The sequence below is a fragment of the Heyndrickxia sp. FSL W8-0423 genome (assembly GCF_038009395.1).
GTDB lineage: Bacteria > Bacillota > Bacilli > Bacillales > Bacillaceae_C > Heyndrickxia > Heyndrickxia sporothermodurans.
The window spans coordinates 2,590,189-2,615,788 of the sequence record NZ_JBBPBE010000001.1 but is presented as its reverse complement, the minus strand read 5'-3'; the positions used below and the strand labels follow the sequence as shown (position 1 = coordinate 2,615,788).

At 34.2% G+C, this 25,600-nt stretch carries 30 protein-coding genes; all 30 read right to left on the bottom strand.

The genetic code is table 11. The features are described 5' to 3' along the window. Positions 1-10: 10 nt before the first annotated feature. The 30 genes from rpsB to fliG all read right to left on the bottom strand — a co-directional run bounded on the left by rpsB (position 11) and on the right by fliG (position 25,591). A complete protein-coding gene (gene rpsB, locus MKY81_RS13290; RefSeq protein WP_066233125.1) occupies positions 11-730 on the bottom strand; it encodes a 30S ribosomal protein S2 in 720 nt (239 codons plus the stop codon). 140 nt (positions 731-870) lie between these two features. After that, entirely contained in the window at positions 871-1,404 is a 534-nt protein-coding gene (locus tag MKY81_RS13285; protein ID WP_108070627.1) for a hypothetical protein, read from the bottom strand. A 25-nt stretch (positions 1,405-1,429) separates the two neighbouring features. Then, positions 1,430-2,191, bottom strand: coding sequence for a FliA/WhiG family RNA polymerase sigma factor (locus tag MKY81_RS13280; protein ID WP_108070629.1), 762 nt, complete (start codon positions 2,189-2,191; stop codon positions 1,430-1,432). 35 nt (positions 2,192-2,226) lie between these two features. Beyond that, positions 2,227-2,718: a chemotaxis protein CheD gene (locus tag MKY81_RS13275; RefSeq protein WP_108070631.1), complete on the bottom strand. Its 492-nt coding sequence runs from the start codon at positions 2,716-2,718 to the stop codon at positions 2,227-2,229. Next, positions 2,719-3,339: a chemotaxis protein CheC gene (locus tag MKY81_RS13270; RefSeq protein WP_328007457.1), complete on the bottom strand. Its 621-nt coding sequence runs from the start codon at positions 3,337-3,339 to the stop codon at positions 2,719-2,721. Between the two features lie 12 nt (positions 3,340-3,351). Next, positions 3,352-3,813 carry a chemotaxis protein CheW gene (locus MKY81_RS13265; RefSeq protein WP_328018639.1) on the bottom strand — a complete coding sequence of 154 codons (462 nt, stop codon included), beginning with the start codon at positions 3,811-3,813 and terminating at the stop codon, positions 3,352-3,354. Beyond that, positions 3,813-5,864, bottom strand: coding sequence for a chemotaxis protein CheA (locus MKY81_RS13260; RefSeq protein ID WP_325946779.1), 2,052 nt, complete (start codon positions 5,862-5,864; stop codon positions 3,813-3,815). The genes MKY81_RS13265 and MKY81_RS13260 overlap by 1 nt, the downstream gene beginning before the upstream one ends. 17 nt (positions 5,865-5,881) lie before the next feature. After that, a complete protein-coding gene (locus MKY81_RS13255; protein WP_107921083.1) occupies positions 5,882-6,949 on the bottom strand; it encodes a protein-glutamate methylesterase/protein-glutamine glutaminase in 1,068 nt (355 codons plus the stop codon). An 8-nt stretch (positions 6,950-6,957) separates the two neighbouring features. Continuing rightward, positions 6,958-7,818, bottom strand: a complete 861-nt coding sequence (locus MKY81_RS13250) for a MinD/ParA family protein (RefSeq protein WP_107921082.1) — start codon at positions 7,816-7,818, stop codon at positions 6,958-6,960. After that, positions 7,815-8,954, bottom strand: a complete 1,140-nt coding sequence (gene flhF / locus MKY81_RS13245; protein ID WP_341118028.1) for a flagellar biosynthesis protein FlhF — start codon at positions 8,952-8,954, stop codon at positions 7,815-7,817. The genes MKY81_RS13250 and flhF overlap by 4 nt, the downstream gene beginning before the upstream one ends. Continuing rightward, positions 8,954-10,987 carry a flagellar biosynthesis protein FlhA gene (flhA, locus tag MKY81_RS13240; protein ID WP_107921081.1) on the bottom strand — a complete coding sequence of 678 codons (2,034 nt, stop codon included), beginning with the start codon at positions 10,985-10,987 and terminating at the stop codon, positions 8,954-8,956. The genes flhF and flhA overlap by 1 nt, the downstream gene beginning before the upstream one ends. A 27-nt stretch (positions 10,988-11,014) precedes the next feature. Next, positions 11,015-12,097, bottom strand: a complete 1,083-nt coding sequence (gene flhB / locus MKY81_RS13235; RefSeq protein ID WP_066233096.1) for a flagellar biosynthesis protein FlhB — start codon at positions 12,095-12,097, stop codon at positions 11,015-11,017. Then, positions 12,098-12,874 carry a flagellar biosynthetic protein FliR gene (fliR, locus tag MKY81_RS13230; RefSeq protein ID WP_066233093.1) on the bottom strand — a complete coding sequence of 259 codons (777 nt, stop codon included), beginning with the start codon at positions 12,872-12,874 and terminating at the stop codon, positions 12,098-12,100. Between the two features lie 4 nt (positions 12,875-12,878). After that, complete coding sequence (fliQ, locus tag MKY81_RS13225; protein WP_066233090.1) at positions 12,879-13,148, bottom strand: flagellar biosynthesis protein FliQ; 270 nt, start codon at positions 13,146-13,148, stop codon at positions 12,879-12,881. 16 nt (positions 13,149-13,164) lie between these two features. Beyond that, positions 13,165-13,830 (bottom strand): flagellar type III secretion system pore protein FliP, encoded by a 666-nt coding sequence (fliP, locus tag MKY81_RS13220; protein WP_107921080.1) that lies wholly within the window; start codon positions 13,828-13,830, stop codon positions 13,165-13,167. Next, a complete protein-coding gene (locus tag MKY81_RS13215) occupies positions 13,823-14,509 on the bottom strand; it encodes a flagellar biosynthetic protein FliO (RefSeq protein WP_107921079.1) in 687 nt (228 codons plus the stop codon). The genes fliP and MKY81_RS13215 overlap by 8 nt, the downstream gene beginning before the upstream one ends. Positions 14,510-14,534: 25 nt before the next feature. Then, a complete protein-coding gene (locus MKY81_RS13210; RefSeq protein WP_066233078.1) occupies positions 14,535-14,897 on the bottom strand; it encodes a response regulator in 363 nt (120 codons plus the stop codon). 23 nt (positions 14,898-14,920) lie between these two features. Beyond that, the gene (gene fliY, locus MKY81_RS13205; RefSeq protein WP_108070645.1) at positions 14,921-16,081 is read right to left on the bottom strand and encodes a flagellar motor switch phosphatase FliY; all 1,161 of its coding nucleotides are present in this window, start codon (positions 16,079-16,081) and stop codon (positions 14,921-14,923) included. Then, complete coding sequence (gene fliM / locus MKY81_RS13200) at positions 16,071-17,069, bottom strand: flagellar motor switch protein FliM (protein WP_107921077.1); 999 nt, start codon at positions 17,067-17,069, stop codon at positions 16,071-16,073. Before fliM ends, fliY begins: the two co-directional genes overlap by 11 nt. Before the next feature lie 34 nt (positions 17,070-17,103). Further along, positions 17,104-17,532: a flagellar basal body-associated protein FliL gene (gene fliL, locus MKY81_RS13195; RefSeq protein ID WP_066233068.1), complete on the bottom strand. Its 429-nt coding sequence runs from the start codon at positions 17,530-17,532 to the stop codon at positions 17,104-17,106. Then, positions 17,519-17,740, bottom strand: coding sequence for a flagellar FlbD family protein (locus tag MKY81_RS13190; RefSeq protein ID WP_066233550.1), 222 nt, complete (start codon positions 17,738-17,740; stop codon positions 17,519-17,521). The genes fliL and MKY81_RS13190 overlap by 14 nt, the downstream gene beginning before the upstream one ends. Positions 17,741-17,787: 47 nt before the next feature. Next, entirely contained in the window at positions 17,788-19,011 is a 1,224-nt protein-coding gene (flgF, locus tag MKY81_RS13185) for a flagellar basal-body rod protein FlgF (RefSeq protein WP_341118023.1), read from the bottom strand. A gap of 81 nt (positions 19,012-19,092) precedes the next feature. After that, positions 19,093-19,488, bottom strand: a complete 396-nt coding sequence (locus tag MKY81_RS13180) for a TIGR02530 family flagellar biosynthesis protein (RefSeq protein ID WP_066233060.1) — start codon at positions 19,486-19,488, stop codon at positions 19,093-19,095. A gap of 12 nt (positions 19,489-19,500) precedes the next feature. Beyond that, positions 19,501-20,139, bottom strand: a complete 639-nt coding sequence (gene flgD / locus MKY81_RS13175) for a flagellar hook assembly protein FlgD (RefSeq protein WP_066233055.1) — start codon at positions 20,137-20,139, stop codon at positions 19,501-19,503. 8 nt (positions 20,140-20,147) lie between these two features. After that, on the bottom strand, positions 20,148-21,410 hold the full coding sequence (locus tag MKY81_RS13170; RefSeq protein ID WP_341118022.1) for a flagellar hook-length control protein FliK: 1,263 nt from the start codon (positions 21,408-21,410) through the stop codon (positions 20,148-20,150). A gap of 31 nt (positions 21,411-21,441) precedes the next feature. Then, a complete protein-coding gene (locus MKY81_RS13165; RefSeq protein WP_066233049.1) occupies positions 21,442-22,044 on the bottom strand; it encodes a MotE family protein in 603 nt (200 codons plus the stop codon). A gap of 9 nt (positions 22,045-22,053) precedes the next feature. Next, positions 22,054-22,500 (bottom strand): flagellar export protein FliJ, encoded by a 447-nt coding sequence (fliJ, locus tag MKY81_RS13160; RefSeq protein ID WP_066233045.1) that lies wholly within the window; start codon positions 22,498-22,500, stop codon positions 22,054-22,056. Between the two features lie 10 nt (positions 22,501-22,510). Next, positions 22,511-23,821 carry a flagellar protein export ATPase FliI gene (fliI, locus tag MKY81_RS13155; RefSeq protein WP_066233042.1) on the bottom strand — a complete coding sequence of 437 codons (1,311 nt, stop codon included), beginning with the start codon at positions 23,819-23,821 and terminating at the stop codon, positions 22,511-22,513. Next, positions 23,818-24,585, bottom strand: coding sequence for a flagellar assembly protein FliH (gene fliH / locus MKY81_RS13150; protein WP_066233039.1), 768 nt, complete (start codon positions 24,583-24,585; stop codon positions 23,818-23,820). The genes fliI and fliH overlap by 4 nt, the downstream gene beginning before the upstream one ends. Further along, positions 24,578-25,591, bottom strand: coding sequence for a flagellar motor switch protein FliG (fliG, locus tag MKY81_RS13145; protein WP_066233034.1), 1,014 nt, complete (start codon positions 25,589-25,591; stop codon positions 24,578-24,580). The genes fliH and fliG overlap by 8 nt, the downstream gene beginning before the upstream one ends. Positions 25,592-25,600: the final 9 nt, after the last annotated feature.

The window sequence follows — 25,600 nt, the reverse complement described above, 5'->3', positions numbered from 1 at the left end:
AAATTTATAATTATTCAGCTGCAACTGTTGCAGTAACTTCTTCTTCTTCACCTTGTTTAACTTCGATGATTGCATCAGCAATTTTACCAGTTAATAGTTTAACAGCACGGATTGCATCATCATTTGCTGGAATTACATAGTCGATTTCATCCGGATCACAGTTTGTATCAACAATACCAACGATAGGAATATTCAATTTACGAGCTTCGGCAACAGCAATACGCTCTTTACGAGGATCGATGATGAATAATGCGTCCGGTAATTTTTTCATATCTTTAATTCCACCAAGGAATTTAACTAAGCGTTCATGTTCTTTTTTAAGTTGAACAACTTCTTTTTTAGGAAGAACTTCAAAAGTACCGTCTTCTTCCATTTTTTCGATAGATTTTAAACGTTCAATACGCTTTTGAATTGTTTCAAAGTTTGTTAATGTACCACCTAACCAACGGTGATTCACATAGTACATACCTACGCGTTCTGCTTCTTCTTTAACAGATTCTTGAGCTTGCTTTTTCGTACCAACGAAAAGAATGTTTCCGCCGTTTGCTGCAAGTTCTCTTACAAAGTTGTATGCTTCTTCAACTTTTTTAACTGTTTTTTGAAGATCGATAATGTAGATGCCGTTACGCTCTGTGAAAATATATTTTTTCATTTTAGGGTTCCAACGGCGTGTTTGGTGACCGAAGTGTACACCAGCTTCAAGCAATTGCTTCATAGAAATTACTGACATGTTATTTCCTCCTAATGGTTTTGATTTCCTCCGCTTCATTCATCTTTAAATAAAGACTATCCATTTAGAATAGCACCCTTTATTTAAATCCAAAAGCGTGTGTATTAACACCATGAAATAATATAGCATAAAAAATAGTTTCAATCAAGTTTATCTAACGATTTTTGTTGAAATTTCACCATCAACTCGATTTCAGTTTTGCCTTTATTTAGTTTTTTCGCTATTTCATCATTTGTTAATCCTTTTTTTTGCAAAAATATGACTTTATCAATTAATGATCCTGTTTCATCTTGCACTTCTTTTTTTAAATCTTTATTCATCCCAACTGAGTTTTGATATGATTTCGCTGCATACATACGATTATAATTATCAGAGTTTACTTCATTAACTTCATTCGTTCGCTTCTCAATAGCTGGATGATGGTGAGACGTTTTCTCAATGGCTTCGTCGCTATTCTGCTCATTTTGAATACTTTTGAATTTATTTATAAATTGCTCATTTTCTTCTTTCAATTCTTCAATATATGCTGTAAAGATATCTTCCATCTCTTTCATTGTTTGCTTTTGAGAATGATCCATAGTTAATAAACGATTTTGTCGTAAATATAAGATGATAATGGCAAATATCGTAATAATATTTAATATAATTGATAGAAATAAAATAAAGATTGTCATAATGATTCCCTACCCATAATGTACACTAATTTTTTTCCAAAATTTTCTTTAGTTTAAATATCGCTTTGGAATGGATTTGTGAGATTCGCGATGTTGAAAGGTTCATAATTTCTCCTATTTCAGTTAAAGTTAGCTCTTCACGATAAAATAAACTTAGAACTAATTGTTCCTTCTCGGTTAGTTGCGTGATGGTGGCAGTTAGTTCTTTGATTTGTTCATTTTTCACTAACTGTTCTTCAGGGCTCGGAGAATTATCATCCTTAATAATATAACTGCCAGTCTCCCCGTCATCCATTTCGCTAATGTGTTCATCGATGGAGAGAATATTTGCAAAAAAATGCTCGTTCACAGTTTGATAAACTTCTTCTTCACTTATTCCTAAATGATTCCCAATTTCTTCTGGAGATACGGTTCTCATATATTGTTGTTCTAATTGTTCGATCGTCATTTCAATTTTTTTTGCCTTTTCTCGCGTTCCCCTAGGCAACCAATCCTCTTTCCTTAGACCGTCAAGAATAGCGCCCCGAATCCTAAATGATGCATATGTATCAAATTTCAAGTCTCGCGATAGGTCAAATTTATTTAATGCGTCCAGTAGCCCTAACATACCTAGACTTTTCAGATCATCCTTTGAAACATTGCGAGGAAGCCCTACCGCAATCCTTTGTACATGATAATGTACAAGCGGTAAATATTTTTTCACTAAAATATCACCCGCCTGTGTATCACGAGAACTTAGCCATAAATCCCAGTATTTTTTTTCTTCTTTCGTTTCCGGATATGCCATGGTTGCCCCTCCTCGTTAGTTTCATAAACTAGACGCTACAGTTCTATTATTCCTTTATTAACTGTCCGTACTTGCAAAATTAATGTTTCTGGATTAAATTCGATTGTTCTACCGCTATTTCCACCGGTATCTTCTGCCACTAGTTGGATATTTTCGTTTTGTAAGGCTGACTTAACTGCTTCCACATTTCTTGGTCCTATTCGCATCACTTCATTAACCGCTGAAAAGGAAAACATTTCGGCTCCACCGGCAATTTTTGCTTTTAATTTTAGTGGATTACCCCCAGCATGAATGATCCTAGATTTTAATTCTATAATAGCAGTATCTGCAAATTTACTTTTATTAATTGATTGAGAATTTTTCGCAATACTTGAATCCGGTAACATAATATGAGCTAATCCAGCTAAAGGTTGAGATGAATCATATACAATAACCCCTACACATGAGCCTAAACCAGTCGTACGGATTGTATTTGGTGCTGTAACAATATTCATATCTGCAATCCCAACTTTAACAACAGTATCCATTCATTCCACTCCCAACGATTTAAAAATAATTTGAAATGATTCTGGATTTGGGAGTAGAAAAAAATGTCCATTTACAGCTGATAAAGAATCCGCTTCATAAAGTGCCGTATCAACAACGATTGCATGATCACTTATTTGAGAAACCTCTAATAAACCATAACTTATGATCGCTCCAAACATATCAACACTAAGCGCCGGAACTGAAGGTAATAAATCTAATTGTGTGAAATCTGATAAAGCTGTTAAATATGAACCTGCCAAAATATTCCCTAACTCTTGAGCAGCTGATACTCCTATTTCTGAGATGGGACTAGCAAATGTAAATGTTGGGTCACCGATCATTTGTTTAATAAAACGTTCACCTTGTTCAATTGGGAGAATAAAAAACATATTCCCATTAGCATCCCCTTCAATTCTTAAGAACACACTAACAACGACATTTTCCGACCCGCCTGCTAGTTCCATGATTTCATTGAAAGGGACTATTCTTACATTTGGAATTTTCATATCAATTTTTTTGTTTAAAAGGGTAGATAATGCTGTCGCTGCATGACCGGCACCAATATTCCCAATTTCTTTTAATATATCCAAATGTATATTTGTAAATTGATCCTTTTCCATAAATGAAAACTCCTATTTGAGTGGACTTAGTACTTTTTCTAAGTTAATTAATAATAATAATCGTTTATCAATTTTCGCTACTCCGGAAATATATTCCGCTTTGATCGTGTCGACAACTTCAGGATGGGGTTCGATGATGTCTTTTGTAATATCCAGAACATCATTGGCTGCATCTACTAATAAACCAACTTCCATATTATCAACTACAACAATAATTATTCTCGTGCTTTCATTGGATAAAATCTTTCCAATCCCTAACCGTTTTTGTAAATCGATAATTGGTAAAACAACGCCGCGTAAATTTATGACACCTTTAACAAAACTTTCGGTACGAGGGACTCTCGTTATATGTTGTACTTTTTCAATTGCACGAACTTGTTCAACAGGAATAGCATATTCTTTATCCAATAATTGAAATACAATTAATTTTACATTTTCTGAAGCTATTGATTCTGTCAATTTCCCCACTCCCATCACTTTATCAATGCGTTACAATCGATGATTAATGCAACTTGTCCATCGCCAAGAATCGTTGCACCAGATATTGCAAAAACATTTGTTAAATAATTACCTAGTGATTTTAAAACAATTTCTTGCTGCCCAATAAATGAATCAACGACCAATGCAGCCATTTTACTTCCTTTTCTTACTATAACAACGGATAAATACTCATTCTCTTCAATTTCCACCGGTACACTAAATACCTCATTTAAAAATACAAGTGGTACGATATTTCCTCTAAAATCGATTACTTTTTGATTATGAGCATTTAAAATATCACTTTTCTTAATGATTGCTGTTTCGATAATAGATGAAAGTGGAACAGCGTATTTTTCATTACCTAATTCTACTAACATTGCTGAAATAATAGATAATGTTAGTGGGAGCTGGATAATAAAGACTGAACCTTGACCTTCTGTTGATTCAATATTAATGACACCACCTAGAGATTCAATAGTTGCTTTAACAACATCCAAGCCAACCCCTCTGCCGGAAATGTCGGAAATCGTATCTGCCGTTGAGAATCCAGATGCTAAAATTAATTCAAATACCTGCTTATCGGTTAAACTGCTAGCCTCATCTTCACTAATGATCCCTTTTGATAATGCTTTATTTAATACTTTCTCCCGATTAATTCCTGCACCATCATCTTCGATTTCGATAAAGACATGGTTTCCACTATGATACGCTTTTAACTTGATCGTTCCTTCCTCAGGCTTGCCTTGACTTCTTCTTTTCTCAGGAGTTTCAATTCCATGGTCAATTGCGTTTCGAAGTAAATGGACGAGTGGATCACCAATCTCATCAATTACTGTACGATCAAGTTCAGTTTCTGCTCCAATTACCTCAAGGTTAATACTTTTATGTAAGTCTCTAGCAAGTTGTCTTACCATTCTTGGGAATCGATTAAATACAGTCTCAACAGGAACCATCCGCATATTTAAAATAATATTTTGTAGATCACTAGAGATTCTTGTCATTCTTTCAACCGTTTCATCTAGTTCCGAGTGATGAAGTTCTTTTGAAATTTGTTCTAATCTCCCGCGGTCAATCACTAGTTCTTCGAATAAATTCATTAATATATCAAGTCTTTCGATATTCACTCGAATCGTTTTATTTTGACTTGTGGAATTTCCTTTCGTTTGCGTACTTTTCTTTTCTTTTGATTTTTCAATTTGTTTTTCCCTCTTTTGAGGTGCTGCATGTACTTGATTTGTTATTTCTTTATCTCCCAATTCTTCTTCCTGGCATTGATTCAAACGGGTAATTTCCACAATCTCGACTTTTTCAATCTCAGAAACTTTCATTACTTTCTTTTTGATCTCTTCAGATAAATCATTTGTTATTAATGTAATAAAAAATTCATGGTCAAATTGTTCAGCTTCCAATTGTTCCACGGTTGGATTTGACTTTATTACTTCGCCGCATTTTTCTAACACTTCAAAGGTCATAAAGACACGGGCAGCTTTTAATAAACAGTCACTTCTTAATGAAATGGAAAGTTCATAGCAATGAAAACCTTGATCTAATGATTGCTGTATAATCGTTTGCTCATATTGGTCATAATTATTTTTTAATTCAAGTTTACTATCTTCTACGGTAGTTGCTGCAACTTCATCTTGTGCCATTTGGATAGTTGCCGGTTCTCCGGTTTCTATCATATGTAATTTCTCAATGACTAAGGATACATCTTTTTTTCCATCGCCACCAGTGGCAATGGACTCAACCATAAATTCAAGATCATCAACTGCTAAAAATACTACATCTAAAATCTCAGGGGTCACCTTAATCTTTTCATTCCGAATTGCATCTAAAACATTTTCCATCTTGTGGGTAAGATTTGCTAAATCTTCATACCCCATTGTTGCTGACATACCTTTCAATGTATGTGCGGACCTGAAAATTTCATTTACAATTGAAAGATCTTCCGGATTCTTTTCTAAAAGTAATAATTGTTCATTACAAGATTGCAAATGCTCTTTACTTTCCTCAATAAAAATCTCTAAATATTGCCCCATTTCCATATTAACCCCACACCCTTCTATCCCATATATTTCATTATTGTTTTCGCAACGTGATTAAGATCTGTAATTTCATCTACAAGATTCGTAGCAATTGCGGATTTCGGCATTCCAAAAACGATACAGCTGTTTTCTGATTCTGCAATCGCCTTGACATTCCCTTTTGTTTTTAATTCGATTAATCCTTTTGATCCATCCGCCCCCATCCCCGTTAATATGACAGCAATCTTGTCATACTCACTGAAGTGACTAAGAGATTCAAACATCATATCAACGGATGGTCGATGTCCTTTAATAGGGGGTGAGTGATTCAAACTAATCGCTAGTTCATTACCTACTTGTTTTAAAACTAAGTGATGATTTCCGGGTGCAATATAGGCGACACCATCTTTGATATATTCGCCATCCTCAGCTTCTTTTACGGTAATTTCACTTAATGCATCCAGACGGCTAGCTAACGATTTTGTAAATCCGGCTGGCATATGTTGAACGATTAAAATAGGCGCCTTAATTGATTTTGGCAAGACTGTTAGCACTTCCTGCAATGCTTTTGGTCCGCCGGTTGAAGAACCAATACATATGATTTTTTTTCTTTGGGCGTTCTTCCAATTATCCTTTAGTATCGGTTTTATTTTTTCCGGAACATTGTCCCGGTTCGTAATTAACGCTCTTTTCACGTTCGTCATATTTACCTGTCCAGCATTTTTCACTTTATTAATTAATTGTATTTTTATTTTTTCTAAATCAAGAGATATCGTTCCTGAAGGTTTAGCAATAAAATCAATAGCACCATTTTGCATCGCTATAATTGTATTTTCCGCGCCTGATTTCGTTGTGCTCGATAGCATAATGACAGGTTTAGGAAACTCATCCATTAAAATTGCTAACGCTTCTAGTCCGTTCATAATTGGCATTTCAATGTCCATCGTAATAACATCCGGGTTTAATTGTTTTGTTTTTTCAATCGCATCCTTTCCATTTCTAGCAATTCCCACTACCTCTAAGTAGGGGTCCTCTTCTAAAAAATTCACGATTAATTTTCTCATGAATGCAGAATCATCAACGACTAATACTTTAATAGGTTTCATGATCAGCCCTACCTTTCAAAGAAACTCCGTAGTTTCCGGATAAACGGATTCGATTGGGATGATTGTTTCTCATATTTTGTTTCACCTAAATAATTTCGCACCATTTTTTCAAGTTTTTCCGAAATGGATGAGTGAGGAAACTCTGTATAAAAAGGAATTTGACGAATGACCGCTTTTCTTACATGCGAATCTTCAGGTAATATTCCAAGTATGTGAATATCTTTATTCAAAAATTTTTTCATCACGGTTTGTAAACGGTTTACAGTAATAATTCCTTCCTTTTCTTTTTCGCTTCGATTGCAAATTAAAAAGAGGTTATTTTCTAAACTTTGTAAAACAATGTATTTCATCATTGAATATGCATCTGTTACCGAAGTAGGTTCAGGTGTTGTTACAACAAAAATATCATCAACCGATAATAATATTTGTAGATTCACAGTTGTAGCTCCTGCCCCCATATCGAATAGAATAAAATCATATTGATATTGTAACTTTTCTAATTCTTCCAATAATCTTTGAACAAAAATATGATCTAATTCCAGTACTTTAGAAAATCCATTTCCTGCTGAAATATAGGAAATATTATTAGGTCCTGAAAAAATAATTTCATTGATTGGTATGTCTTTTTCAATATAATCAGAAATGGTATATTTTGTATCTACACCTAATAAGACGTTGATATTCCCCATCCCTATATCAAAATCAAAAATCAGCACCTTATTTCCTTTTTGTGCTAAAGAAAACGCAGTATTTACCGTAATATTGGATTTACCAACACCGCCTTTTCCGCTAACAACAGCAATCGTTTTAGCAGGAGTAGATTCAATAGCTTTTAGCTTCTTTCGTAATTTTTCTGCTTGATCACTCATAATTTCATACCTTCAAATAAATGATTAACCAATCTGTCCCTTGAACATTCTTCCAAATCGTCTGGTACGTCTTGACCATTCGTTAAGTAAGCAACGCCTTTCCCATTTTTTAATACTAAATTAAAAATGGTTCCATAAGTTGAGGTTTCATCCAATTTAGTAAAAATGAATTTGTTAATTTTTAGTGACTCAAAGTTTTTAATAATCATTTGAATGTCTTTTTCTTTCATCGTCAGTGACAGTGTCAAAAATGTTTCCATGCTTTGATTGAAATCGATGAGGTTTTCAAGTTCAGTAATATACTTCATTTCCCGGTAATTTCGACCTGCAGTATCAATAAATATGTGATCATATTCAGCATATTTTGTAATCGCCTTTTGGAAATCTTCTAATTTATATACTACTTCAACTGGTACATTTAAAAGATTAGCATATGTTTTCAACTGTTCTATAGCAGCTATTCTATAAGTGTCCGTTGTAATAAAGGCAATTTTCTTTCTTTTTTCAAGCACTTCACCTGCAGCAATTTTTGCTAGCGTAGTTGTTTTCCCAACTCCTGTAGGGCCAACTAAATTAATGAACTTTTTCTGAGGAGAAATGCCGCCATGGTTAATCGTAGACAAACTCGAAATAAAAAATTCTTTTGCCCATTCCACTACTTGGTTCATTGTTGGCTCATTGTCACTATTTCGATAACGAATAAGTAGTTTATTACTTAACTCCGAAATAATATCAGCATTTATTTCTTGTTCGTGTAATTTTTCACAAATGATTTGGATAGGCTCAGGTAAATGTTTTAGTACAATTGATTGATTTAATGTCATTTCCTGAACCATTTTTTTAATTTCTGCCAGTTCATTATGAAATTCATTTTTATTATTTTTCTCAATGTTTACTTGTTGCTGTACAGGAATAATCGTTGGCTTTTGCTGTTTTTCTTTCAAAACTGCATGATTTTGTCTCGAATCCATATCTAAGGCAGCAATGACTTCTAGGTTTTTTTTCTTAAATAATCCAAACCAGCCACCCGAATAGACGACTTTAGAATTAAGAATGACTGCGTCATCACCCAATTCACGACGAATTTGCTTCATTGCTTCTGACATATTTGATGCTACGAACTTTTTTACTTTCATTATAGATTCACCACCCCAACGCTTTGTACCTCAACATTTGCCTCCAATTCATTATAAGAAAGAATAGGAACCCTCGGAAAATATCTTTCTGTCAATTGTCGCACGTACATCCTTACTGCAGGAGAACATAAAATAATTGGTGATTGACCAATCACTGACAACTGTTCGACCTGCTCGGCTATTGCTTCTAATATGCTTTGTGAATCATTCGGATCGATTGATAAATAATTTCCATGTTCTGTTTGTTGAACACCATCAGCTATTATTTTTTCAATTTTTCCCGAAACAGTAATAACTTTTAAATTATTTCCGTCCTCAATATATTGATTCGTAATTTGCCTTGCTAAGCTTTGTCTTACATATTCAGTTAACAAATCAGTATCAGATGTCATTTTTCCAAAATCAGCTAAAGTTTCAAAGATAACCGTTAAATTACGAATTGATACATTTTCTTTAAGTAGTTTAGCTAAAACTTTTTGTATATCACCGACAGAAAGTGGGTTTGGTGTAACTTCCTCTACTAAAATCGGATAAGTCTCTTTTACATGATCAATTAGTTGCTTCGTTTCCTGTCTACCTAATAATTCATAAGCATTTGCACGTAAAAGTTCTGTAATATGAGTAGATACAACGGATGGCGGATCAACAACCGTAAAACCTAAAATCTCCGCTTGTTCTTTCGCATCTTCAGTAATCCATTTAGCAGGTAAACCGAAAGACGGTTCTATCGTATCAATTCCTTCAATTGAATCTTCCCCAATACCAGGGCTCATCGCCAAGTAATGATCGAGGAGCAGTTCCCCTCGTCCCATTTCACTACCCTTTATTTTTAGCACATACTCATTGGGTTGCAGTTGAATATTATCACGAATTCGCACAACCGGAATGACAATACCCAATTCTAATGCTAATTGACGTCTAATCATAACGACTCGGTCAAGTAAATCTCCACCTTGATTTGCATCTGCAAGAGGAATGAGACCGTAGCCAAATTCAAATTCTATCGGGTCGATATTTAATAGATTAATAACACTTTCGGGACTTTTCAGTTCTTCCGACTGTATTTCTTCTTCCATATCCTGAATATTATTATCGGTAGTCTTCGGTACTTTCGAAAGTCTATATCCACCGAGTGCAATAGCCGCTGAGATTGGAATTGTCACCAAATCATTAATCGGAGTGGCAATACCTAATAAAAAAATTGTGCCAGCGGCAACATATAACATTTTCGGAAAAGCAAGGAGCTGAGATATGATATCTTGTCCCAAGTTCCCATCTGATGCGGCCCTTGTAACGACTATTCCTGTTGCCGTCGAAATTAATAGTGCTGGTATTTGACTTACAATACCATCCCCAACAGTGAGTAGTGAATATCTAGTAGCTGCTTCCGCAATCGGTAAACCTTGCTGGGTCATTCCGATAATAATTCCAAAAATTAAGTTGATAAGTACAATGATAATTCCCGCAATGGCATCTCCTTTTACGAATTTACTCGCACCATCCATAGCACCGTAAAAATCTGATTCCCTACTTACTTTCTCTCGACGTTCCCGAGCTTCTTGTTCCGATATCATACCGGCATTTAAATCGGCATCAATACTCATCTGTTTCCCTGGCATTGCATCAAGAGTGAAACGGGCTGCTACTTCCGATACCCTTTCAGATCCTTTTGTTATTACAACAAATTGGATGATAATTAAGATGAGAAAGACAACAAGTCCAACAACGACATTTCCGCCAACAACAAACGTTCCAAATGTTTCTACTACACCACCAGCTTCACCTTTTGAAAGAATCGATCTTGTCGTGGATACGTTTAAGCCAAGACGAAATAAGGTTAATAGCAATAGAAGTGATGGAAAAATGGAAAACTGTAAAGGCTCTGTCATATTCATTGATGTTAATAAAACTAATAATGCTAAAGAAATATTGATGATGATAAGAAAGCTCAGTAGTCCTGGTGGAAATGGTATGATCAACATCGCCACTATTAAAATGACACTTAATATAACAGACAAATCTCTTGTTGACACACTATTCTCTCCTAACTAATGAAAAAACTAAATTTTATTTTTGATTCGATAAACATATGCAAGAATTTCAGCTACAACTTTAAAAAATTCTTCTGGAATTGCATCACCAATTTCGGTCTGATCATATAAGGCCCTTGCCAATGGACGATTTTCAACCATAATGATTTCATGTTCTTTTGCGATCTTTTTAATTTTTTCTGCTACAAAATCAACGCCTTTGGCAATCACGTATGGAGCATCTTGCTTGTTCTCATCATATTTTAAACAAATGGCAAAGTGGGTCGGGTTTGTGATAATGACATCGGCTTTTGGAACTTCTTGCATCATCCTTCGCATCGCCATCTCCCTCTGCCTTTGCTTTATTTTCGATTTAATTAATGGGTCACCTTCACTATTTTTGTACTCGTCTTTAATATCCTGTTTTGACATTCGAATATTTTTTTCAAAGTCAAATTTTTGATATAAAAAATCAAAAACAGCCAAAAATAAAAGTGCAATGGATGCAGCTACACCCATTTGTAATGCTAGATTAATAATAACCTTGACTGCATCTCCAACTGACTTATAGGATAATCCCAATACTTCGTCAATTCTAGTCCAGAGAACGATAAATGTAACAACGCCGACAAATAATATTTTCAATATAGACTTAAGCAATTCAACAATAGCCCTCATTGAAAAGATTCGTTTAAAACCTTTAATTGGATCAAGCTTTTCTAGTTTAGGTGCGATACTTTCCGGGGAAAATAGTAATCCTATTTGAGCGAAATTAGAAACGATTGCCGCTATAAATGCTACAAGTAGAATCGGACCTAATACTATGGCTATTTCCTTTAAAACCTCTACTACAAGTACATGAAAATTATTTTCAGTTAAATCTACTAATAATAAATGTTGAAAAGAAGAACGGAAAAAATTAAAAATATGATTTCCAATAAATGACGAACCAAATAATAAAAATAAAAATACTGCTAAAAGTCCTACTGCTGTATTGATGTCTTGACTTTTAGCCGTTTGTCCCTTTTTTTTAGCATCCTGCCGCTTTTTAGGGGTTGCTTTTTCTGTTTTTTCTCCGGAAAAAAATTGTAAGTCAAGCGATAGCAACTTCATTTATGAACCACCTACTAATTTCATGACATCTCTCATCGTGTAAAACATAGATGCAAATAATTGCTGGCATACAGAAAAAATGACGCCCATCACGATAATTAAGACGATAAAACTGACCGCTATTTTTACCGGGAATCCGACCACAAAAATATTGAGTTGTGGCACCGTTCTAGCAATTATTCCTAATGCAATATCCACTAAAAAGATAGTCGCTACGACAGGAATCGACATTTGGAAAGCAATAACAAACATCTTACTAAATGTTTTCATAATAAAATCGACCACACTGGCATCTCCAAATGAGAATAATGCTTTATCAATAGGGATAAATTGATAACTGTAAAATATTCCGTCTAAAATAATATGATGACCATTTACCGCAAGTAACAATAATAAAGCAAAACTATATAAATATTGACCCATTAATGGACTTTGCGTTCCTGTTTGTGGATCAATCACATTGGCAATTGCAAATCCCATTTGAAAGTCAATAAACCCTCCGGCAATTTGAATCGCTGATAAAATCAAGTATGCGATAAATCCAATAAAAAGCCCGACCATTGCTTCTTTAATAATTAGCAAAATATATTTTCCATTAATTTCAAATCCATGAACATCCATCGTATAATACATTAACCATGCTAAAAAAAAGGCAAAGCCAATCCGATAGACAGCCGGAATTGTTCGATAGGAAAAAAAGGGCATAGTAACAAAAAAAGCTGATATACGGACAAAAATCAGTAAGAAGACCGTAAAAGATGGAATAAGTTGCTCCATTATCTTAACCTACATATCTTGTTAGATTTGCGAAAATATCTGTTGCATAGGATAGTAAATGACTTAACATCCATGGCCCAAAAAGTACAAGCCCGATCAAAACTGCCACAATTTTCGGGATAAACGCGAGTGTTTGTTCTTGTATTTGTGTTGTTGCTTGAAATATGCTGACAATTAAGCCAATGATTAACGCAACTAATAAAAGTGGCCCGGCAACAATTAAAGTAACATAGATCCCCTTCTCAGCAATGGATATGACCATATCCGAATTCATTTTCAATCACCTATCTTTAAAAGCTTTGTAATAATGATTTAACTACGAGATACCATCCATCGACTAAAACAAATAATAATATTTTAAACGGTAGAGAAATCATAACAGGGGGTAGCATCATCATCCCCATAGACATTAAAATACTTGCAACAACCATATCGATTACTAGAAAAGGAATAAAAATCATAAAACCAATTTGGAATGCAGTCTTAATCTCACTTAATGCAAACGCTGGAACTAAAGCTGTAATTGGAATGTTTTCTACTTTTTCTGGCTGTTTTGCATGTGAATAATCAAGGAAAAGCTCTAAATCTTTTTGTCGCGTGTATTTACTCATAAATTCCTTAAATGGAACGCTTGCTTTATCATAAGCCTGTTCTAAAGTGATCTTATCATTAAATAAAGGTGTTAAAGCTTGTTGATTTACCTCACTAAATGTCGGTGCCATAATAAAAAATGTAAGAAATAATGACAAGCCAACAATCACTTGATTTGGTGGCATTTGTTGTGTCGCTAATGATGTACGAACAAAGGATAAAACAATCACAATTCTTGTAAAAGAAGTCATTAAGATTAATATACTAGGAGCTAAAGATAATACTGTTAACAAAAGAAGGAGCTTTACTGCTGTCGAAACATTATCAGGTGAACTATTATTAAAAAACTGCATAAAATCATTCATCTGTTTCTTGCTCCTTCGCGTCTATCTTGTTCATCGTTTTTCTTCTTTCTTTATTCATATTTTCCAGTTGATTTTTCAATATATGTTGAAAAGAAGGTGATTTGGAAGAATTATTATCCGACTTTTTCTGTTTGTATTTATTTGTTAATTTTGTAATCATATCTCTCGGTTCAAGCGACTGATCGACTTGATCTTCGTAGTATTGGATAAACTCTTCAACTTCTTTTTGATTTTCAATTTCTTTAAGTAAATGGATATCTTCGCCGACACCCAAAATCAGTATTCTATTTCCTGCTTTAACGATTTGTAATGATCGGTTACCTCCTAATGGAGTGCCTCCGAAATTTTGTATTAATCGGTTCTGCTGATACGAACGACTTTTTTTATTAATAAATTTAAGTAAAAAATATAATAAGGCAATAACAAATATTAACGCAAAAACCATTTTGACTCCATCCCATACTGTGATGATGGAATGATTAGATTTTGCAATACTATCCGCACTTTTTGTGTTTTTTTCGGATTCCTTTTTTGAATCCTTCTGAGATTCATTTGAATGTTGTTTAAACCAGTCTTGAACATTCCCATTATTTGCCTCCGCATGGGCGACAATATGTTGCCCATACAGAGGTGTAATGAGTAAAATGAGTGTCAATAGTTTAAATACCGCTTTTCGCACGTTTCGTACACCCTCTTATTATCAATTAAGCCAGTGTTTTTTGAATTGCTTCTATTACACGATCAGCCTGGAAAGGTTTCACGATAAAATCTTTCGCGCCAGCTTGAATAGCATCAATAACCATTGCTTGTTGTCCCATTGCTGAGCACATAATTATTTTCGCACTTGGATCTATGCCTTTAATTTCTTTCAATGCAGTAATTCCATCCATTTCCGGCATCGTAATATCCATTGTTACTAAATCTGGTTTTAATTCTTTATATTTTTCAACTGCTTGCGCACCATCAGCTGCCTCAGCCACTACTTCAAAGCCATTTTTTGTTAATATATCTTTAATCATCATTCTCATAAATGCAGCATCATCTACAACTAATATTCTGTTTCCCATTTTTATATCCTCCGTTATAAAGCTTATATTTGTTTTATTCTTTCTCTCTGACTAACAATATCTGTAATTCTCACACCAAAGTTTTCATCAATTACAACTACTTCCCCTTGTGCAATCAATTGCCTGTTCACTAATATATCGACTGGCTCACCAGCGAGTTTGTCCAATTCAATAATAGACCCCGAGCCCAATTCAAGAATCTCTTTAACTGATCTTTTTGTTTTGCCCAGTTCTACCGATACTTGAAGTGGAATATCCAATAACATATTTAAATTTCTTGTTTCAGGTGCAGCAAGCTGTTGTTCATCGAAACTAGAAAAAACAGCCGGTTGAACATTTTGTTGTATATTATTCTCAGTATTCGTATTAGAGGGTTGCTGTCTTATTGGTTGTGTTGCCTGAGGTTGTACCGTTTGTTTCCCACTAAATGAATCTACGTTTGTATGACTAACTACTTGTTCGTTTATCGCGTCATAACTATTTTGTGGATTTTTTGTTTCTTTCGTTTCATTGGTGTTAAATAGGTCATCTACTAATCTTTTCCCAAAATCTAGCGGTAAAACTTGCATGATTGAGGAATCAATTAGATCTCCTACTTTTAATCGAAAAGAAATTTTAATAATTAAATCCTGATCAGGTATATTTTCAGTTCCTTCACCTGCATTTAAATTTAAAATATCGACTGTTGGTGGAGAAATGTCAACACGCTTATTAAATACTGTAGACATCGATGTAGCAGCCGAACCCATCATTTGATTCATTGCTTCTTGTACAGCACTTAGATGTATTTCATCCATCGTTTCAGATGATTGTCCAGTTCCACCAAGCATTAAATCAGCAATTACAGAAGCATCGGATTGTTTAATGATCATCATATTTATCCCGGAAAAGCCTTCTGTATATTTAACTTGAATAGAAATATACGGATGTGGAAATTCATCTTTTAATTTAGATTTTTCTACAATTGTAACTGTAGGAGTAGTAATTTCCACCTTTTGTGATAATAGAGTAGATAATGCTGTAGCTGAGCTTCCAAACGAGATGTTTCCAATCTCTCCTAGTGCATCTCTTTCCATTGATGTTAAGTAATCGTCGACATTCAATGTTGCATTTTCTTCTTCATCATCAGCAGTACCACGTAAAAGAGCATCAATTTCATCTTGTGAGAGCATGTTATTCATCATCTTCTCCCCCTTTCACATCTTGTAATATTTGAACGGCCATTTTTTTACCTCTTTTTCCCGTTTGTGCAATGTATTTTGGGATTCCCTCTATTTTTACAATTACAGGGTCATTAATATTTTGATCCAATTGAATAACATCTCCTATATTCAAATTCAGAAAATCTTCAATTGTAATTTCACTAGTACCTAATTCAGCAACAAGTGGAATAATAGCTTGCTTAATGTTTTTTTCAATCTTCTCTGTTTCTTTAGGTTCTTTTTCTTTCAAACTATTATTTTGCATCCAATAGTGAACCGATAGATTGGGGATAATTGGTTCCAACACTACGTGTGGAATACAAAGATTAATCATTCCACTCGTTTCCCCAATTACAGTATTCATAGAAATTACAACAACTGTTTCATTCGGAGATACCATTTGTAAAAATTGTGGGTTTACTTCAAAATCAACTAACATTGGCTCAATTTCTGTTATATTTACCCACGCTTCCGTTAGATATTCAAATCCGCGTTCAAATAAGTTCGACATAATTTTCTTTTCAATTTCAGTCAAATTATCAACTTTATTGACACTGGTCCCTTTTCCACCCATTACAAGGTCTAGCATGGAGTATGCGATATTAGGGTTAATTTCCATTATGATTCTTCCATCTAATGGCGGAACATCAAAGGAAGTTAATATTGTCATTTTTGGTACTGAACGAACAAATTCTTCAAATGGAATCTGATCTGTTGAAGCTACCGTTATTTGAACAAATGTCCGTAGCTGTGCTGAAAAATAGGTTGTTAACAATCTCGCAAAATTTTCATGAATTCTTGTTAAGCTTCTAATTTGATCTTTAGAAAAGCGTAGAGCTCTTTTAAAGTCATATACCTTTACTTTCTTCGTTTCTTCCTCTTTTTTAATATCCTCAGCATTCATTTCTCCCGTTGACAAGGCACTTAATAGGGCATCAATTTCGCTTTGTGATAGTACTTCACCTGACAATAGTCTACACCTCCCTTATTTGGTTTTTAGTTATTTATTGTATTACATAGGAGGTTATATATATTTTTACAACATTACCATTCTGTAAATAATGATCAATTTTTGTTTTTAACGTATTTGTTAATTTCTCTTTTCCTTTTCTTCCTTTTAAATCATTAGATGTTACTTCAGAAAGTTCTTCGATAACGGAATCCTTCACTTGAAAATCACGTTTTTCTAATTCTTCTTTTGCTTTTTTATTATTTGTCTCTATTTTTAAGGCAATTTTTATAAAATGATTATCTTTTAAATTTGTCGTAATTTCAGGTACATCTAAAGAATTTTCTACAACTTCCTCAATGGAAGGCTCGGTAGTTTCCTTTTTCGTATCCATTTTATTAATAATAATAATTGCAATTGCACCGACCAATACTATTCCTAAAATAATCGTAATACTTGTAGCAATCATTTTATTCTTCATCATTTATCACCTCCTGATTTAACGTACCGATAAGATTAATAGAACGGTAGAACTGATAAATTTGTTCTTGAACTTGTTCCACCGTTTCTAAAACGACATATTTATGTCCATTCAATAATGTAATGGTCGTATCAGGAAATGCTTCAATTGTTTCAATATAAAGGGCATTTAATATAAAACTTTGCCCTTTTAATTTTGTTACAGTTATCATAAATATTTCAGGACTAAGGCATGACAACTTAGTCCTGTTCCTCCTAATTATCGTTTTAGATTAATTAATTCCTGCAAAATTTCATCAGATGTTGTAATAATTCGGGTATTTGCTTGAAAACCGCGTTGTGCAACAATCATTTCAGTAAATTCCTCTGAAAGATCGACGTTTGACATTTCGAGTGAACCGGGAGCAAGTGTTCCAAGACCATCGCCTGGAATACCGTAATTTGCTGTACCTGAGTTAACCGTTGCTTGAAATAAGTTATTACCAGCTTTCTGTAAACCAGCCGGATTACTAAATTTAGCTAACGCTAGAACCCCTAATTGGATAACCTTTCCGTTGGAATAGACGCCATTTACTTCACCCATTGAACCGATATTAAAACTTTCAAGAGATCCTTGTATTTGTCCATTTGGCGTAAAAACAGCATTTAAATTTTCACCGCCGAAGGTTAATTTAGTTAGATCCAAATTAATATCATTTGACAGCACTGCCTTTCCAGTTCCATCATTTAATTTTAATTTTATTTTTGTTCCGTTTTGGGTCCATTTATTATTAGCTGCATCATAAACAAGATTGATAGAAACTTTATTATCATCCGGTTTATTCGCTGGTGGTGCATCTAATGATTTATCCTCAAAAGTCAATTTCCATGTCTTTCCATTGTTTGAACTAGTTTTTAATTCTAGTACATGTTTCACGCCTTTTGCATCGACTACTTCAATCTGTTGAGTTTGTTCAGTTATTCCACTAACACTTTTAGGCAAATTACCAACTATTTTAATAGCATCAGTCAATTGAGAAGGCAAAATAGAATTCACGTCAACTACAATATCTTTTAAATTACCAGTACTGTCGTATTGTTGAACCTTCATTCCGTCACTGTTTACCAAAGTACCAGTATTATCTAGATAAAAGTTCCCTGCCCGTGTATAAAGATTTGAATTGCCATTTTTTACGATAAAGTATCCGTCTCCGTCGATTGCTAAATCAAGTGATCTACCAGTTGTTTGTAGGCTTGATTGTGTATCAACAATATCAATAGATGCAAGGGTTGATCCTAAGCCGACTTGCATCGGATTTTTACCACCTTTACTATCGGTTGCTCCGCTAGCACCTGAAATTGTTTGATTCATTGTGTCTTTGAAAGTCACACGACCTTTTTTAAAACCGTACGTATTTACGTTTGCAATATTATTTCCAATTACGTCTAATTTTGTTTGGAAATTTTTCATACCACTTATTCCTGAATACATGGAACGTAACATTTTATTTTCCCCTCTCGAAATGGTTTAGCTGTATCTATCGGTCAACAGCTTTCGACTTCCTTCTCGGTCCAGTCGAATAAATTAATTAACGATGATTGCACCGTTTATATTAGTGAATATTTGTTCACTTGCTTCTTGTAAATTCATCGCTGTAATTACCGTTTCGTTTTTTGCACTGACAATTAAGGCAGCATTTTTCACAATGACAAGCGATTCATTTATTCCTTTATTTTTAGCTTCAGAAACTCTTTGACCAATTTTATTCCATTGACTTGAATCTATTTGAATACCTCTTTGTCTTAGCCTTTCACTAGCATGCTTACTTATTGTCAATTTTGTCGATTGCTTCGATATTGCCTTGTTTAAATGCTCAGAAAAAGGTGCTTTTCCTGCATTCGTTTTACTGTTTGAAACCTGAATAGGTTGTTTCGACGTAATTGGATGTAATGGAACTTGACTAAATATTGGTCTATCCATTAAACCACATCCTTAATTTTCAATTTGTGTTAATTGGTCTGCTTTTATTTTCTTGTCATTATCTAATACGAGCCAAGTATTTCCGTCTTTTGCAGAAACAGACTTTACAATTGATTTTTGTTCCTTTCCATCATCGTCGAGCCAAGTTACAGATTTTCCAATTAAATAACTTGCTTGTATTAAAGCATTTTCTTTACTTTGTGTATTTACTTGGGAAATATTAGCGGGATCTAATTCAGTTCCATCATCTAAAATAAACTTGACTGAATTTTCAATGAATCGAACTCCTTTTATAGTCCCTTTCCCTTGTAAAACTTTGGTTCCATCTTCGGAATTTTTATCTTCCACTATTTTGTGCCATGTAATTTCTTTACCGACGAATTGCGAATATGTAACTAATTGGTTCTGCTGTTGCATATCTACAAATGTTTCCATTGATTTACTCATATTCGTCATTTGTTCTAATGATGAAAAAGTGGCCATTTGTGCAATAAAATCTTTATCTTGCATCGGATTTAATGGATCTTGATTTTGCAATTGCACCATTAATATTTTTAAGAAATCATCTTTACCTAAAATATCCGAACCCGTTTTTCTTTTTGCATTTTGCGTACTAGAGTACATTAGATTTGGATCGATTGTATTTGCCATATCATCACCTATATTTTCTCTTCTAGTAAACTCTCTTGTAAAAAATCTGAAAATTGGACGTTATTTTCATCTTCATGTTCACTCGTTTGTGTTTGCTGCTCTTGCTCAAATGGATGTTTCCCGGATTCATTGCCACCACGTTCAAATCTCTGCGCCTCAGCCTCACCATATAGAACATCAATTTTATCTACTTGGATATTTTGTAGTGTAAAAGCATTTTTTAATTGATGTAGTTGGGAATCAAGTAATTCCTTTGCGGAACCTGTAGATGCAAACAATTTAGCCGTTATCATTCCTTTATCCTGTAAGATTTCAATTCTTAATGATCCGAGATTCTCAGGATATAGTTTAATCAACAGCTTATTTGTACCATCACCTTTAAGTAATTGTGATTTTCCAATAATATTAGAAAAGTCTTTTACAAATTGTTGGTAATCAACTGGTTTAGAATCCCTATTTACATGAATTGCAAATTGCTCTATTTTCGAGATTTGCTGCATTGGAACATGACTAGATAAAGACTGCTCACTTATCTCTGTTTTTGAATTGCTATTCGTGCTATTTTTAATTGCTTCTTGCTTATCAACAAATACCCTTTGAAAGGTATTTTGTAAAATGGTATTTTTATTCTCATTACTGTCTTTCGCAAGAATCGTTTCTAATTTTGAAATGACTGTTTGCATTGATTCTTTGAGAACTGATACATTTTTTAAATCATTTTTAGAAAGATCCATTTGTTTCGCCAAACTTTCAATTACTACACCTGTTTTGGCAGCGATATGCAAAAAATCCGGATTCAAATGTTTAAAAGTCTCTTTCGGCAAGTTTGAAAGAACGGTTAATAAATCGGCTGCACCTTTTATGTACTCACCGTCTTGCATTGATTTTTTTATCGATAACAATTGAGTCGACTGTATTGGATTATTTCCAATTAGCGAAAGAAGTTCATCTATTAAGGTAGATAATTGTTCTTGCCATTTTTCCTTTGGTAAGCCTAATACTTCACTAATTTGATCCTCAGTTGGTTTTGTTTCATTAAGTAATAGTCCCGTACTATTATCATCTTTCATGAATCCGTTTTTTAATAACGTTAGTACCTCATTTAATGCTTCAAGTAGATTCTGTTCACCATCGGAATTCATTCCATTTTGCGGACTCACCATCATATCAAATGCATTTTTGAATCCTTTAGACTGTTGTGCTTGACCTATTTGACCTAATTTTTGTTGAACCGGAACTTGAACTGGCATTTGTAAAACTCCAATATTCACTTGTTCACCTCCTTTCAATCGACTTAAATAATTACTTAGTTGTATTTGCACTAAGCAATTCAGTGTATTTTGCCGCACGGTCAGCAGGCATTTTTTCCATTACTTTTGCCAATACATCTGATTTCATATTGGATAGAATTTTTAATGCTTCTTTATCGTTCATATTCATAATGATCGGTGCAGCATTTTTAGCAGACATTGTTTCATACGTACGGACTATTTCCGAAAAAGCTTTTTTGTTTTTATCTTGAATTTGCTTCAATTCTATAATTTCATCTTGAAGTCTTTTCTGTTCTAGCAAAAGTTGCTTCTTTTCGGAATCCTGACTGTCAATTTTGGATTGTAATTGTGTTAATTCAGCATTTTTATTCTCAATTTCTGCTTGCAAATCGACAATTTTATCTTCATATTTCTTAATACTTTTACCGCTGCTTGTATCTTTATTTGATGATGAAGCAAGCGAAAACTTTGCACCGATATCTTTCGCCTTTTCAAAAACATTTACACCAGCTACTTGAGCTACAACTAAGCCGATAAAAATAGCAAATAATAAAGGAATAAAGATAACATATACAAACCACTGAAACTTATTCTTTGATTTCTTTTCATTTTGTTCATTCATCACTTTGCTCATTTGAATCACCTAGTTTCCAATGCGATGAAAATAAATTTGAGTTGATATTTCATCTATTTGCTTGTTCTCTATTTCCTGTAGTAAAAATAGATATTTCTCAAAATCTTTTTCCTTCAATTTTTCATATTTCTTCACTTCAATGTTTTTTTCTTGTAATTTTTGTTCATACCAATTCATTTGATTTCTTGCATTAATGACAAGATCCTGATAGTGTTTGATAGATTTTTCTAAGTTCGTAATAAAACGTTGATGATGTCTAATTTCTTGAATAGATAGTCCGGTTTCTAATTTTGATGTTTGAAAGTCTAGTAAATCTTCTTTTTTCTTTAATAATTGATATAACTCTTCCGCTACATTTTCAAACCGTTTGACAGATTTTTGATAAGTTGAAAGGGCTTCATCCTTTTCCCTTTCTTTTAGGGATAATATTTTTTCGAATTTATATTGATATTTCATTGGTTATCCTCTATTCCGCAAGGTTGATAATTGCTTCGATGCTTTCTTCCATCGTAATTTTTTCATTCGTTTTTTGCTTTAAAAATGAAATAATTTCCGGATATCTTTCAATTGCTTCATCAATTTCTTTAGATGCACCTCGTTTATAAGCACCTATATTAATTAAGTCTTCCGAATTAATATAGGTGCTTAAATATTCCCTAACTTTTTCAGCGGCATTTTTATGCGAATCTGTAGCTAAATGATTCATTAAACGGCTAATACTTTTTAAAATATTAATCGCAGGAAATTGTCCTTTATTTGCTAAATTTCGATCAAGTACAAAATGGCCATCTAAAATTCCTCGAACGGTATCGGCAATCGGCTCATTCATATCATCACCATCAACTAATACCGTATAAAAACCTGTTATCGTTCCTTTTTCGTTAGTCCCCGTACGCTCCAATAATTTCGGTAAGATTGCAAAAACAGATGGGGTATATCCTTTTGTCGCCGGTGGTTCACCTACTGCAAGCCCGACTTCCCTTTGTGCCATTGCCACACGTGTAACAGAATCCATCATAAACATGACGTTTAACCCTTTATCACGAAAATACTCTGCAATCGCAGTAGCTGTAAATGCACCTTTTATACGCATAAGTGCGGGTTGATCTGATGTGGCTGCAATAACGACTGATCTGCTGAGTCCTTCAGGTCCTAGATCTCTCTCAATAAACTCCCTGACTTCACGACCACGTTCTCCTATCAATGCAATAACATTAATATCTGCTTTCGTATTGCGAGCAATCATGCCGAGCAGTGTGCTCTTTCCTACCCCACTACCGGCAAAAATACCGATTCTTTGTCCTTTTCCAACCGTTAATAGGCTATCGATAGCTCGTACACCTACTTCAATCCCCTCAGATATTGGCGGCCTTTTTAAAGGATTTGGCGGGCTTTGTTCAGTTGGAACAGACTTCATTCCCTTCGGTAATACTGAACCATCCATTGGATTCCCTAAAGAGTCGATTACTCTACCCTTTAAAGCTGAACCGACTTTTATTTCTAACGGCTTTGAAGTCGTTTCTACTAGACTGCCCGGGGCAATTTCTTGTATATCTGAATAAGGCATTAAAATAACAAATTCATCTTTAAATCCAACAACTTCCGCTTGGATTTTCCGAGTTTGTTTTTTTCCATTCAAATGAATCCAACATACATCGCCGATAGAGCTTTCCGGACCTAATGATTCAATCATTAATCCGACAACACGTTTTACTTTTCCGTAACGCTTATATGTTTCGATATCTGGTATTAACGAAACTAGATCGATTGCTTTCATGAGTGAACACCCTCAATAATTTCCATAAGTTTCAGCTTTAACTCAGAAAGTTGACTGTCAATACTTGCATCAATTTTTCCGTGGCTCGTTTCTATCAGGCATTGATATTCATTCAATTGATCATCGGAATAGAGATAACATTGCTGATTATTTGGTAATAATGCGTCTAATTCTTCTTTACTTTGAATGACTAAACTAAATTGATTCGGATGAATATAAATTTGTATATCCTTATTTTCCCTTGCTTCCTTTATTACTTGTTTCACAAGAGAAACAAATGATGAAGGATGTTCCTTTAAAGTTTCTTGCAATATTTTTTCTGCTGCTTTCATGCCAAGGTCTAAAATGACTTTCTCAGAGGATTCAATATGTCTCGCAAATTCTTGTCGCATCTCATCGGTAATGCGATTTGCTGTTTCAATTAAATGATTATATTGATCAAACCCCTGCTTTTGGCCTTCTTGAAAACCTTGTTGGAACCCTTCTGATTTAGCTTCTTCAACTAATCTCGCTCTTTCCTCTATCCATTCATTTCGTTCCAACTCGACTTTTTTTCTCATTTCTTCGGCATCTTGTTCAGCCGCTAGTAAGACTTCTTTTGCTTGTTTTTGGAAATGGTTTAAAATTTTCTTCTTTTCAATTTCCAAGTGTCCTTCTGCTTCTATTTCTCCTAGTGAATCAAATTGTGATATGTCTTTAATACCAATTACTTTTCCTACTCTATTTTCATTGACTGATGTACGTGACTTAATGATTCTAGACAATAATGTCGTCCCCTCCACCACGAGCAATGATTATTTCACCAGCATCTTCTAATCTTCTAATGATTGAAACGATTCTCGATTGTGCTTCTTCTACATCTTTTAAGCGGATTGGTCCCATATATTCCATTTCTTCTTTAAATGTTTCTACCATTCTCGTTGACATATTCCTATAAACAACATCTTTCACTTCATCACTTGAAACTTTTAAGGCCAATAACAAGTCCTCATTCTCACATTCTCTAATAACACGTTGTATAGATCGATTATCCAATGTAACGATATCTTCAAATACGAACATTCTCTTTTTAATTTCTTCAGCTAGCTCCGGGTCTTGGATTTCGAGCGCATCCAAAATGGTTTTTTCTGTTGCTCGGTCTACACCATTCAACACTTCAACGACTGATTCGATTCCACCAGTTTGCGTGTAATCTTGTGTAACAGTTGCTGATAATTTCTGCTCCAAGATGGTTTCAACCTCACTAATAATTTCCGGAGAAGTTCGATCCATTAATGCAATCCGTCTCGCAATATCCGCCTGAACATCCTGTGGTAATTCAGATAGAATTTGCCCGGATTTTTCAGGTTCCAAATAGGATAGAATAAGAGCAATAGTTTGCGGATGTTCGTTCTGAATAAAATTTAGTACTTGTCCAGCATCCGCTCGCCTTGCAAAATCAAATGGTCGTACCTGTAAGGATGAAGTTAACCGATTAATAATTGTTTCCGCTTGTTCTGCTCCCAATGCTTTTTCAAGCACTGTTTTTGCATATCCAATTCCACCCTGTGAAATATAATCTTGCGCTAAAGCTAGATGATGGAATTCATCAAAGATGTCTTCCTTTGTGTGAGATTCAACCTTCTTTACTCCCGAAATTTCCAGAGTTAATTTTTCAATCTCTTCTTCAGATAAATGCTTATATACTGATGCAGAGACATCTGGACCAAGTGATATGAGAAGGATAGCGGCTTTTTGTTTTCCAGTTAAACCTTTTTCTCTACTCGCCATTTTTATCCC